This is a genomic window from Halonotius aquaticus (genome assembly GCF_003605575.1).
GTDB lineage: Archaea > Halobacteriota > Halobacteria > Halobacteriales > Haloferacaceae > Halonotius > Halonotius aquaticus.
The window spans coordinates 411,388-423,630 of the sequence record NZ_QKNY01000018.1 but is presented as its reverse complement, the minus strand read 5'-3'; the positions used below and the strand labels follow the sequence as shown (position 1 = coordinate 423,630).

Annotated in this window: 11 protein-coding genes and 1 tRNA gene; 7 read left to right on the top strand and 5 right to left on the bottom strand. The window is 63.9% G+C overall.

Annotated features, from left to right (window positions below; genetic code table 11):
* Positions 1-20: 20 nt before the first annotated feature.
* Positions 21-1,310: an O-acetylhomoserine aminocarboxypropyltransferase/cysteine synthase family protein gene (locus DM826_RS11760; RefSeq protein ID WP_120103611.1), complete on the top strand. Its 1,290-nt coding sequence runs from the start codon at positions 21-23 to the stop codon at positions 1,308-1,310.
* A gap of 14 nt (positions 1,311-1,324) precedes the next feature.
* Here DM826_RS11760 and DM826_RS11755 read toward each other — a convergent pair whose 3' ends face one another.
* Both DM826_RS11755 and DM826_RS11750 read right to left on the bottom strand, forming a co-directional pair.
* Complete coding sequence (locus DM826_RS11755) at positions 1,325-1,567, bottom strand: ferredoxin (protein ID WP_120103610.1); 243 nt, start codon at positions 1,565-1,567, stop codon at positions 1,325-1,327.
* A gap of 72 nt (positions 1,568-1,639) precedes the next feature.
* Complete coding sequence (locus DM826_RS11750; RefSeq protein ID WP_120103814.1) at positions 1,640-2,749, bottom strand: pyridoxal-phosphate-dependent aminotransferase family protein; 1,110 nt, start codon at positions 2,747-2,749, stop codon at positions 1,640-1,642.
* 127 nt (positions 2,750-2,876) lie between these two features.
* Here DM826_RS11750 and DM826_RS11745 point away from each other — a divergent pair, with 127 nt between their 5' ends.
* Both DM826_RS11745 and cgi121 read left to right on the top strand, forming a co-directional pair.
* Entirely contained in the window at positions 2,877-5,369 is a 2,493-nt protein-coding gene (locus DM826_RS11745; protein ID WP_120103609.1) for an ATP-dependent DNA helicase, read from the top strand.
* Positions 5,366-5,863, top strand: coding sequence for a KEOPS complex subunit Cgi121 (gene cgi121, locus DM826_RS11740; RefSeq protein ID WP_120103608.1), 498 nt, complete (start codon positions 5,366-5,368; stop codon positions 5,861-5,863). Before DM826_RS11745 ends, cgi121 begins: the two co-directional genes overlap by 4 nt.
* A 113-nt stretch (positions 5,864-5,976) precedes the next feature.
* Here the strand turns inward: cgi121 and DM826_RS11735 are convergent.
* Positions 5,977-6,049, bottom strand: a tRNA-Gln gene (locus DM826_RS11735).
* Positions 6,050-6,204: 155 nt separating this feature from the next.
* Between DM826_RS11735 and DM826_RS11730 the strand changes: the two genes are divergently transcribed.
* The gene (locus tag DM826_RS11730) at positions 6,205-6,798 is read left to right on the top strand and encodes an IMP cyclohydrolase (protein ID WP_120103607.1); all 594 of its coding nucleotides are present in this window, start codon (positions 6,205-6,207) and stop codon (positions 6,796-6,798) included.
* A 42-nt stretch (positions 6,799-6,840) separates the two neighbouring features.
* Here DM826_RS11730 and DM826_RS11725 read toward each other — a convergent pair whose 3' ends face one another.
* Together DM826_RS11725 and DM826_RS11720 are read right to left on the bottom strand one after the other, a co-directional pair.
* Complete coding sequence (locus tag DM826_RS11725; RefSeq protein WP_120103606.1) at positions 6,841-7,260, bottom strand: universal stress protein; 420 nt, start codon at positions 7,258-7,260, stop codon at positions 6,841-6,843.
* 51 nt (positions 7,261-7,311) lie between these two features.
* Positions 7,312-8,499: an inorganic phosphate transporter gene (locus tag DM826_RS11720; RefSeq protein WP_120103605.1), complete on the bottom strand. Its 1,188-nt coding sequence runs from the start codon at positions 8,497-8,499 to the stop codon at positions 7,312-7,314.
* Between the two features lie 138 nt (positions 8,500-8,637).
* On the opposite strand from DM826_RS11720, the gene radA reads away from it, so the two are divergent.
* The 3 genes from radA to thpR all read left to right on the top strand — a co-directional run bounded on the left by radA (position 8,638) and on the right by thpR (position 12,211).
* The gene (radA, locus tag DM826_RS11715) at positions 8,638-9,672 is read left to right on the top strand and encodes a DNA repair and recombination protein RadA (protein WP_120103604.1); all 1,035 of its coding nucleotides are present in this window, start codon (positions 8,638-8,640) and stop codon (positions 9,670-9,672) included.
* A 120-nt stretch (positions 9,673-9,792) separates the two neighbouring features.
* The gene (locus DM826_RS11710) at positions 9,793-11,646 is read left to right on the top strand and encodes a PAS domain-containing protein (protein ID WP_120103603.1); all 1,854 of its coding nucleotides are present in this window, start codon (positions 9,793-9,795) and stop codon (positions 11,644-11,646) included.
* Positions 11,647-11,650: 4 nt separating this feature from the next.
* Positions 11,651-12,211, top strand: a complete 561-nt coding sequence (gene thpR / locus DM826_RS11705) for an RNA 2',3'-cyclic phosphodiesterase (RefSeq protein WP_120103602.1) — start codon at positions 11,651-11,653, stop codon at positions 12,209-12,211.
* Positions 12,212-12,243: the final 32 nt, after the last annotated feature.

The window sequence follows — 12,243 nt, the reverse complement described above, 5'->3', positions numbered from 1 at the left end:
CTCGGCGTCTACCCGCCTGTATGTCCGACGACACAGACGGCTTCGAGACCCGAAGCCTCCATGCCGGCACCGATCCCGACCCCGCGACCGGCTCGCGCGCACCGCCGATCTACCAGACCACCTCCTACGTCTTCGACGACGCCGAGGACGCCGCCAAACAGTTCGCCCTCGAAAAGCCGGGGCACATCTACTCGCGGCTGATGAACCCGACGGTCGGCAGCCTCCAAGAGCGGCTGGCCTCCCTTGAGGGCGGCGTCGGCGCGGTCGCCACCGCCTCGGGGATGGCCGCCCTCGACGTGGCGACGTTCCTACTGGCGGAAGCCGGCGACAACATCGTCTCCTCGTCGTCGCTGTACGGCGGCACCTACACCTACTTCACCCACAGCGTTGAACGCCGCGGGATCACGACCCGCTTCGTCGATACCCTCGATTACGACGCCTACGCCGAGGCAATCGACGACGACACCGCCTACGTCCATCTCGAAACCATCGGCAACCCCGCCCTCGTGACGCCCGACATCGAACGCATCGCCGACATCGCCCACGAGCACGACACGCCGCTGTTCGTCGACAACACCTTCGCCTCCCCCGCGCTCTGTCGCCCGCTGGAACACGGCGCGGATCTGGTCTGGGAGTCGACGACGAAGTGGATTCACGGCGCGGGCTCGACGGTCGGCGGCGCGCTGATCGACGGCGGCTCCTTCGACTGGCTGGCCCACGCCGACGACTACCCCGAGATCGGCGCGCCCAACCCCGCCTACCACGGCGTCAACTTCGCCGAAACGTTCGGCGACGCCGGCTTTACCTACGCTGCCATCGCCCGCGGGCTGCGGGATCTCGGCAATCAACAGAGTCCCTTCGACGCGTGGGTGACGATGCAGAAACTCGAAACGCTGCCGATGCGGATGGAACGACACTGCGAGAACGCCATGGCCGTCGCCGAATTCCTCGACGACCACTCGGACGTGTCGTGGGTGACCTATCCGGGGCTCGAAAGCCACGAAACTCACGAGATGGCCTCGAAATACCTCGACGGCGGCTACGGCGGGATGATCACCTTCGGGCTGGAAGGCGGCTACGACGCCGCTCGCGGCACCGTCGAATCCACCGAGTTGGCCTCGCTGCTGGCGAACGTCGGCGACGCGAAAACGCTGATTATTCACCCGGCATCGACGACCCACCAGCAGTTGAGCGACGAGGAGAAATTGTCGGCGGGCGTCACCGACGACCTCGTGCGGCTGTCGGTTGGGATCGAGGATCCGCAGGATATCATCGACGATCTCGATCAGGCGATCACGGGGTCGAGTTAGGATACGTCGGCAGGTTAGATGATCTGCTCGCCGTCGTCATCGTAGACGGCAATGGCGTCGACCGGGCACGAGCGGGCCGAAAACTTCGCGTCGAGTTCCTTGCCCTCCGGAATCTCGGCAACAAAGACATCTTCCTCGGTTTCTTCGCCACCTTTCAGCACAGCCTTGCCGGCGTCCATATCCTTCTCGAAACCGTCCCACTCGGCAACGCACTGGAACATCCCGATACAGGTATCGCGGTCGAATTCGATCTGCATGCGTCGGTGTTGGGAGGTGGGCTACATAGCCGTGTTGCACGCGGAAGATTTGCAGAGAAACGGTGATGTCGTCTACAGGTCAGCGACGTCTTCGATCGCGTCGGTGAGTTCCGTGATCGACTCAAGGGTGTGTTCGCCCATGTGGCCGATCCGGAACGACTCCTCGCTGAGATCGCCGTAGCCGCTCGAAAAGACCATGTCGTACTCCTCGGAGACCTGTTCGACGGTGGCGGCGACATCGATGTTGCGGGTGTTCTCGATGCAGGTCACGGTCTGTGACTCGTAGCCCTCCTCGGGGAAGAGGCCGAAGTGCTCGCGGGCCCACTCGCGGGTGTACTCGGCCATCTCCTGATGGCGTTGGTCGCGGGCCGTGTGGCCCTCATCGAGCATGTGTTTCATCTGCTTGCGGTACGCCAGCATGAGCGAGATCGCAGGCGTCGAGTGAGTCTGGCCCTTCCGGTCGTAGTAGTCGAGACACCGCTGGAAGCCACCGTACCACGACGCGGAATCTTTCTCCAGTTCGCGCTCGTAGGCGGCATCGCTGACGGTACAGACGGCGAGGCCGGGCGGCATGGCGAAGGCCTTCTGGACGGAGGTGAAGATGCAGTCGATGTTGTGTTCCTCGACATCGATCTCGTCGCCGCCGAGACAGGAGATCGCGTCGACGACGAAGTAGGTATCCGGGTAGTCGCCGAGCAGGTCACCGATTTCCTCAACCGGGTTGCGCACGCCGGTCGAGGTTTCGTTCATCACCATGCCGACGACGTCATAGCCCTCGTCGCTGGCTTCGAGTGCGTCGCGGATGTCGTCGGGTTTGACGGCTTGGCCCCACTCGTACTCGATGCGGTCGACCTCCTTGCCGAGGCGTTCGGCGACGTTGGCCTGTCGCTCGCTGAACGCGCCGGAGGTCGGCACGAGCATCCGATCCTCGACGAGGCTGAGCGTCGTCGACTCCCAGAACTCGGTGCCTGAGGCCGTGAGGATGATGACCTCGTTGTCGGTGCCGAGGAACTCCTTGGTGTCCTCGACGATCGTGGTGTAGAGGTCGGTCATCCGATCCATCCGATGGCCGAACATCGGCTGAGCCATCTCCTCGATCACGTCGTCGCGGACTTCTGTCGGGCCGGGGAGATACAGCGTCTTCTCGGGATAGTCGCCGGTGTACTCTTGTTTTTTGCTCACGGAATCCACCTTGTAGCAGTAGGTCGTCAGCGAGGGGGCATGGTAGTTTTGATACTGCGCTGGCGGCGTTGCGACCGATGGCCCGCTGTCCGGAAATTTAAACCCCACCACCAGCCAAGGAACGCTAATGAAGCCAGCCGAGATCCCTAATCTGCTGCCAGGTGTCGCCGACCACCTCGCCGGCGAGGGGATCGAGGAGCTGTACCCGCCCCAAGCCAAGGCCGTCGAGGCCGGCCTCACCGAGGGCGAAAGCCTCGTCGCCTCGGTGCCGACCGCCAGCGGCAAGACGCTGATCGCCGAACTCGCCATGCTGTCGGCGATCCAGCGCGGCGGCACCGCCCTCTACATCGTCCCGCTTCGTGCCCTCGCCAGCGAGAAGAAAACCGAGTTCGAACGCTGGGAGGACGAGGGGTTCTCGGTCGGCGTCTCGACCGGCAACTACGAGGCCAGCGGCGAGTGGCTGGCCAGCCGCGATATCATCGTCGCCACCAGCGAGAAGGTCGACTCGCTCATCCGGAACAACGCGCCGTGGATCGACGACCTCTCCTGTGTCGTCGCCGACGAAGTCCACCTCGTCGACGACAGAAACCGCGGGCCGACGCTGGAGGTCACCCTCGCCAAGCTCCGCCGCATCAACGCTGAGATCCAAGCTGTCGCGCTGTCGGCGACCGTCGGCAACGCCAACGAAATCGCCGACTGGCTTGATGCCGAACTGGTGCAGTCCGACTGGCGGCCCATCGACCTCCGGATGGGTGTCCACTACGGCAACGCGATCAACTTCGACGACGGCAGCCAACGGGAGGTGCCGGTTGCGGGCGGCCAGCGACAGACCGAAGCCCTCGTCGACGACACGCTGAGCGAGGGCGGCTCGACGCTTGTGTTCGTCAACTCTCGGCGCAACGCCGAAAGCGCCGCCGAGCGACAAGCTGGCGTCGTCGAATCCCACCTCACGGGCGAGGAGCGCGCCGATCTCCGCGAGCTCGCAAGCGAGATCCGACAGGTCTCCGATACCGACACCAGCGACGACCTCGCCAACTGCGTCGAAGGCGGTGCGGCGTTCCACCACGCTGGCCTCGCCGCCGAGCATCGCAGCCTCGTCGAGGATGCCTTTCGGGATCGACTCCTGAAAGTGATCTGTGCGACGCCCACGCTTGCGGCGGGCGTCAACACGCCGAGCCGCCGCGTCATCGTCCGCGACTGGCGACGCTACGACGGCGAGTTCGGCGGGATGCAGCCGCTCGACACCTTGGAGATCCACCAGATGTGCGGCCGGGCGGGCCGTCCCGGCCTCGATCCTTACGGCGAGGCCGTCCTGCTGGCCAAGGACACCGAGACGATGGACGAACTCTTCGAGCGGTACGTCTGGGCTGACCCCGACCCTGTCCAGTCGAAACTGGCCGCCGAACCAGCCCTGCGAACGCATCTGCTGGCGACGATTTCCTCTGGGTTCGCCAACAGCCGCGAGGCCCTACTGGAGTTCCTCGACGCGACGCTGTATGCAACCCAAACCGGCGACGAGGGCCGGCTCGCAACTGTGACCGACACCGTCCTCGCCTACCTGGAGCGCAACGAGTTCATCGAACGCGAGGACGACACGCTCCGCGCGACGAACATCGGCCACACCGTCTCGCGGCTCTATCTTGATCCGATGAGCGCCGCCGAAATCATCGATGGGCTGCGGTACGCCGAGGAGAACCGCGGGAAGACGGCGGATACATCGCCTGTGAATCGACAGGACGGCGACTTGGAGCGACCGGCTGCCGACGACGGTGATGGGTTTGTCTCAGCGAGCGAACTCCAGTCGAACGGGGCTGACGACGATGTCGCCGCCGAAAGCGACAGTGAGAGCGACGAAACCGACGGCGAGGACGACGACACCGACAAGGAGCCAGCGCAACCCACGCCGCTCGGCCTCTACCATCTCGTCAGCCGGACGCCGGATATGTACGAACTCTATCTGAAATCCGGGGATCGAGAGACCTACACTGAGCTCTGCTACGAACACGAATCGGAGTTCCTTGGCCGCGTCCCCTCGGAGTACGAGGATGTCGCCTTCGAGGACTGGTTGGCCGCCCTCAAAACGGCGAAGCTGCTGGACGACTGGGCCAGCGAGGTTGACGAGGATCGAATCACGGAACGGTACGGCGTTGGCCCCGGCGACATCCGCGGGAAGGTCGACACCGCCGAGTGGCTGCTCGGCGCGGCCGAGCAGCTGGCCGGCGAACTCGGTCTCTCCTCCCGCGTTGGAATCCGCGAGGCGAAAAAACGGATCGAGTACGGCGTCCGCGAGGAACTGCTCGATCTCGCGGGCGTCCGCAACGTCGGCCGAAAACGGGCCCGCCGGCTCTACGAGGCCGGCGTCGAGAGCCGCGCCGACCTGCGTGAGGCCGACAAAAGCGTCGTGTTGGGCGCGTTGCGGGGCCGCGAGAAAACAGCCGAAACGATCCTCGAAAACGTCGGGCGACAAGATCCATCGATGGACGACGTGAACGCGGCTGAAACGGCAACTGCCGCGGTCGCCACAGGTGATGATGGCGCAGGCGGCGACAGCAGTAGCGACACCGTCCGCACCACCGGCGATGACAGCGACGACCAGTCCAGCTTGGGTGATTTCGGATGAAAACCGTCACCGCGACGACAACCATCGACGACCTCGATGATTTTCTCGCTGAGATTGAGGCGATCAGCGAGGCGACCGGTGCGGCGATCCAGTGTGTCGACGCTGACTACGTTGCCGGCGACCGCCATCTTCGGCGGGCGGTTGAACTCGCCGCCCGCGCCCGCGAGCAGGGCACGGCCGTCGCCCGCGAGCCGGCGGTTGAAATCCTGCTGTATGCGGCTGGGCGACGCCAGATCAACCAAGCACTCGAAATGGGCGTCAGCGAGGGGAAAGCTGGCGTCGTCGCCGTCGTCAGCGGTGGCGACGAAGCAGCAGCCGAACAGCGCGTTCGGGAACTGCTCGGTGCGACCGACGCTGACGAGGGAGTCCCTTCCGGTGACGCGGACACGATCAAGACGTTCTTCGATATCGGCGACGCCGAGATGGCCGTCGTTGACGGCGATCTGGAAGCGATCGTTCTCGAACGCGTTGCGCTGCTCGATGTCGAAACGTAGCGATTCTGGCTGATCCCCTTCGTTTCAACTGGAGATCAGCTGACGTGTGTCTGACGCACGGCCGACGCGCGTTCGTATCGTGGCGAACCGTCGGAAAAGATCAAACAGCTGAATAGTTCCACCAGGATTCGAACCTGGGTCGTTGCCCCCAGAAGGCAACAGGATTGGCCACTACCCCATGGAACTGCGCACTCGATGGAAGTGGATGTGTTTACAAAACCGTGTCGGTTCCCCGCCTGTGGGTGATTCTGCCACACGTATCGCTGTCAGTCGGAAGTGTTTCTCCCGTCTCCCGCGGCCGTATCAGCAGCTATTTGTTCGGTAGCAACGCTCCAACGAATATGTACATCGGCCGTTTCATCGTCGTCGGGCCGGGCGTCGGTGCCTACCGCGTCTCCTCGCGGTCGTTCCCGAACCGCCGGATCGCCGACCGCGATGGCCTGCTCACCGTCGAACCGACACCGGATGCTCCCGAGACGGACAACCCCTACGTCTCGTACAACTGCCTCCAGGTGGTCTCGCCACCAGCCAGCGACGACGAGTGGGTCGTCGTCGGCAACGGCTCTCACGTCGATCCAATTGCGGAGAAGATCGAACTCGGCTACCCAGCACGGGACGCACTCGCCGAGCCACTGCTCGCGCTTGATTACGAAAAGGACGACTACAACACCCCGCGAATCGCGGGCGTCGTCACCGACGATACGGCCCACATCGGCACCGTCCGCGACGACGCACTGTTAGTCAAAGCCGTTGACGAGCCAACGTTGGTGGCGACCTACGAGGAGGATAGCCCGCGAGCCTACGACTTCGACGCGGCCAGCGCGGCCGACGCCGCCGGGGCCGTCTACGATGCCGACTACGAGCACGCGATCTGTGCGGCCGCCGCGACCATCGACGGCGACGGTGTCAGCTACGCCATCGACAACGGCGAGTAGGACTCACCTCGGAAACGCGGGGCGGTGCGTCGGCGTGTCGCGTCATCGAACGATCGTTACCGGAACCGGCGCGTTGCGGGCGACGGTCTCGGCGACGTTGCCGAGCAGGAGCCGCGAGGCGAGATTGCTGCTGTGACTGCCGATCACGACCAGATCGAACCCCTCAGCGTGGTTGATGATCGTTTTCGCCGGCGAGCCGAGCTCGATCTCGGTAGTGATTTCGCGGTCGGCGTCGTCGGCGATCGCTCTGGCGCGCTCGAAGACGGGTTCGGCGCGGTCGGCGACCGCTGCATCGACATCGTCGGCGACAGCGAGACTCATCGCCTCACCCATGTAGGATGTCGGCCCGCCAGCGACATGGAGTACGGTCACCGCCGCCGAGGGAAACGCCGACAGTGCAAATTCAAGAGCAGCATCGGCCATCTCGGAGTCATCCATCGGGACGAGCACACGTGATACCATATCACATAAACGAGGCCATGGGGGATAAACCCGCCCCCGTCGGTGCCGTCGTTATGAGAAGCCGAAGACGGGAAGAAACCGGAAGACGAGATATGCCCCGATCGTCGAGATCAGCGGGACGACGTTCTGCATCAAGATCACCCGGGCGGTCGTTGAGGGGTTGAACAGATCGGCCGCCGCGGGGATATCCTCGGGATCTTCCTCGCCGATGTCGGGCAGTTCCTCACCCTCGGTGTCGGCGGCCAGCGAGCCAACGGTGACGCGGGCGTCGCTGGCTTGATCGCTGATCGATTCTCTGGAGGCCCGCATCGTCCGGGTCGCCCGCCCCCAGCCGAGGCCGATGATCGACATCGTAGCGATGACGACGAAACTGGCGGGGATCTTGATCGCCGAGAGGCCGATCACAAGCAACGAGCTGACGGTGGCGACGACGATCGCCGCTGTCAGCGGGAGCGAGGTGATGTCGCTGCCGAGGGTGTCCAGTGTTCGGCGGGCGATCGTGAACGCTCCAAGCGCGACGGCGACACAGGCGAGGATAATCCCGGGGTTCATCTCAAGGGCCCCGCTGCCGACCAGCGGCGCGATGGCGTTGGCAACGTTGCTGGTGCCGGAGCTAAACGCCATGATACAGCCGATCGCAACGACGACCGTGGTGCCGACCATCTCCCGTCTGGTCGTCCCCGGCCCAAGCGCGATTTTCGGGAGCGTTCCGGAGCGATCGACGGTCACCAGCGGGCCATCGCTTTGGACGAGGGCGACCCGCTTGTTGAGCGCGGCATAGAAGTACCGCCCGATGACCGCTGAGACCCAAAACCCGACGACGGGCGCGACAAGCCACCAGGTGACGATTTCGCCCATGACGGCCCAGTTCAGCGAGTTGCTGGCGAGCCCAAGGCCGGCGATCGCGCCGACGGCGGTCATCGACGTCGAGGCCGGGACGCCGAAGACATTGCCGACAAACAGCGCGAGGCCGATGAAAAACAGCACCGTGATGCTGGCCGGCAGCGTGAAGACGCCGGGGTTGGTGACGAGCTCCCGACCCAGCGTGTCGACGACGCGGCGGCCGATCGTCCATGCACCGAGGAAAAAGAAGAGGCTCATCAGCGCGGCGGCAACCGTCTTCGAGATCGTTCCCGCCCCGACCGCCGGCCCGAAGGCGGGTCCGGTGGTCGACCCACCGATGTTGTAGCCGACAAACATCGCAACGAGCACACCGATGAGTAATAATCCCTCTATCACGCCTCCCGTTTTGCTCTCGGGTGGGTTAACTCGTCGGATATCCGGTGACCACTCACCTGCGACCCAACCGATGGCCAGCCGTCAGCCGCTCACGGTCGCGGAGCGATCCCTTATGCCACCACGGCGACTACCACCGGGATGGCCACGCATACCGACATGGAAGCGTTGCCCGGCGTCGGGCCGGCAACCGCGACGAAACTCACCGACGCCGGCTATGAGTCCTACGGCGGGCTGGCAATCGCTAGCCCACGAGAGGTCGTTGCCGCCACCGATATCGGCGACGGCACCGCTACCGACATCATCGCTGCGGCCCGGGAGGCCGCCGACGTTGGTGGCTTCGAAAGCGGAACCGCGATCCGTGAACACCGCACCCAGATCGGGAAACTCTCGACGGGCGTCCCGGCTGTCGACGACCTCCTCGGCGGCGGCATCGAAACCCAGTCGATGACCGAGATCTACGGCGGCTTCGGCGTCGGCAAATCCCAGTTCAGCCACCAGTTAGCGGTGCTGGTACAACTGCCAGCAGAATACGGTGGTCTTGCCGGGCGAGCCGTGCTTGTCGACACCGAGGACGCCTTTCGGCCCGAGCGGATCGACGATATGGTTCGTGGACTTGACGGCGAGATCGTCGCCGCCGAACTCGACCGCCGTGGGATCGAGGATTCACCCGACGATCCGGCGACGATGGACGCGCTTGTGGCTGATTTTCTGGAGCATATCCACGTCGCCCGGGCGTTCAATTCCGATCACCAGATGCTGCTGGCCGAGACCGCAGCCGATATCGCCAGCGAACACGCCGACAGCGACCGCCCGGTGCGACTCGTCATCTTCGACTCCCTGACGGCGCATTTCCGCGCGGAGTACGTCGGGCGTGGCGAACTCGCCGCCCGCCAGCAGAAACTCAATCGGCACATCCACGATCTATTGCGGCTCGGCACCCTCCACAATACCGCGATTCTCGTGATGAACCAAGTCCAGAGCAACCCTGATTCCTACTTTGGCGACCCGACAAAACCCGTCGGGGGCAACATCCTCGGCCATGCCTCGACGATTCGGATCTATCTCAAGAACTCGAAGGGAACGAAACGCGTCGTTCGGCTGGTCGACGCGCCGAACCTCGCTGACGGCGAGGCGATCATGCGCGTCGAAACCGGCGGCCTGCGACCGGAGTGAATCGTGCCGACACCCGGTGTGAGCATCCCGTGACACGCCGGGTGGGATCAGCTGTTGTTCTCCTTAGCGTAATACTAACAATTAACTCCGGACTTGCTAATAGTAGTACCATCGCCTGCGATGAGTGATCCCACTGTCAACTCCCTGCTTGCCGTCAGCGATGGATTGTTTCTCGTGTTCGACGAGTCCGGGGAGCTTTGCGATTGGAACCAGACGGTCGTCGAGCGGACAGCGGCCGATCCCGAATCGCTGTCGACGATGACTCCCGGCGATATCGTCGCCGACGAGGATGCCGACACCATGCAGGACGCCATCGAGGCACTCGACGAGACCGAGCGTACCACCGTTGAGACCGTCTTGGTGACCGATGCCGGCGCGCGACGCCACTACGAGTTCACCTTACAGCAACTCACCGAAGCGGATGGCGAGCCGACCTATGGGGCGATCGGCCGGGATATCACCGAGCGCAAACGCGCCCAACAGGAACGGGAAGCGATCTTTGATCGCATGTCCGATGGCGTCTTCGCTGTCGACACCGGGTGGCACATTACCTACGCCAACGCCTTTGGGGCGACCGTGCTGTCTGAGGCGATGGGCAGGGAGCTAACCCCCGACGAGATCGAGGGCTGCCACCTCTGGGAGGAGATCCCCGAAGCCGTCGACACCGTCTTCTACGACAACTACCACGAAGCGATGGCGACTCAGGAGCCGGTGACCTTCGAGGAGTACTACGAGCCGCTGGACATCTGGTTTGACGTGCGGGCGTACCCCTCCGAGACCGGGCTGTCGGTGTATCTGTACGATATCACCGAACGCTACCGCAACCAGGCAGCTGTCGAGCGCCGCGAGCGCATCCTCCGGGAGATGCACGAGATCATCGCTGATCACGACCGTGGCTTTCAGGATCAGGTCGAATCCATCCTCGAACTTGGCCGGAACGTCCTTGAGACGACGTACGGCACACTCTCGCGGATCGACGGCGAGGAGTATCACTTCGAGATCGTCGCCAGCGACGACGATTCGATTCAGTCCGGCGATGTCGGCGCGCTGTCGGCGACGAACTGCGAACGTGTCGCCAGCACCGAAGAGACGGTCGTCCTCGGTGATGTCGCACGCGACGCCCCCGACCAAACTGACCGCGCTGGCTTCACCGACTGGGGGATCAGCTGTTATATCGGCGCGCCGGTCTACGTTGCCGACGGTGTCTATGGGACGTTCTGTTTCTACGACACCGACCCACGGGATGGCGAGTTTTCGACGTGGGAACAGACGATCGTCGATCTGATGAGTCGGTGGGTGAGCTATGAACTCCAACGCCAGCGGGCGACCGAACAGCTCGAAGCCAAAACCGAGCGACTGGAAGCGAAAAACGAGCAACTGGAGCAGTTCGCCGAGATGGTCTCCCATGACCTCCGAAATCCCCTAGAAGTCCTCACTGGCTGGCTCGAAAACGCCAAGGAAACCGGCAGTGAGGACGCCTTCGATCGCTGTTTCAACGCCCTCGATCGGATGAATACCCTCATCGACGATATCCTCACGCTGGCACAGGCCGGCTCTGTCATCGACGAGCGGACGCCCCTCGATATCGCGGTCGTCGCCCAGGCAGCCTGGGAGACCGTCGAAACGCCCGACTCGACGCTTGTCGTCGAGACTGACCGCACCATCAGGGCCGACGAAACGCGGCTGCAACAGCTCTTTGCGAATCTGTTTCGGAATGCGATCGAACACGGGGGACGCGACGTGACGATCCGGATCGGCTCGCTTGACGACCACGGGTTCTATGTCGAAGACGACGGCCCAGGAATTCCGGCGGCTGACCGTGAGGCTGTTCTCGAAAGTGGGTACACCACGAGCGACGATGGCACCGGCTTCGGCCTCGCGATCGTCGCTGAGGTCGCCGACGCCCACGGCTGGGAGGTAACGGTGACCGAGGGTGCTGATGGCGGTGCGCGATTCGAGTGTACGGGGGTGTGAGCCGATGCGGCTTTTCGTCAGCGTCGACCTTCCGTCGTCGCTTGTTGAGGCGGTCGCCGACGCACAGGCCCCCTTCGAAGCCTGTGCCGGCCTCCGGCTGACCGATCCAACCCAGGCCCACTGCACGCTCACCTTCCTCGGCGACACCGATCCTGACCGCGTCGACGAAATCGAGGCCGCCCTCGAAACGGCCGTCGCCGACGCCGGTGTCGGCCCGTTTGACTGTACGGTCGGCGGGCTGGGCGTGTTTCCCTCCATGGCGTACATCAGCGTCATCTGGGCTGGCGTCCGTGAGGGTGCCGGCGACGCCGAACTCACCGCCTTGGCTGCGGCTGTCGAAGACGAACTGACGGCGATCGGCTTCGATCCTGCCGACCACGAGTTCACCCCACATATCACCCTCGCCCGGATGGATGCTGCCCACGACAAACAGCGCGTCCAGCGGCTCGTCGACGAGACGGATCCGACAGTCGGGACGTTTCAGGTTGAGTGCATTCGCCTCACGAAGAGCACGCTGACCGACGACGGGCCGGTCTACGAGACCGTCAGTGAGATCCCGCTGTGATCGGCTGCGGTAGGGGAGTTTGATCGCCGCTG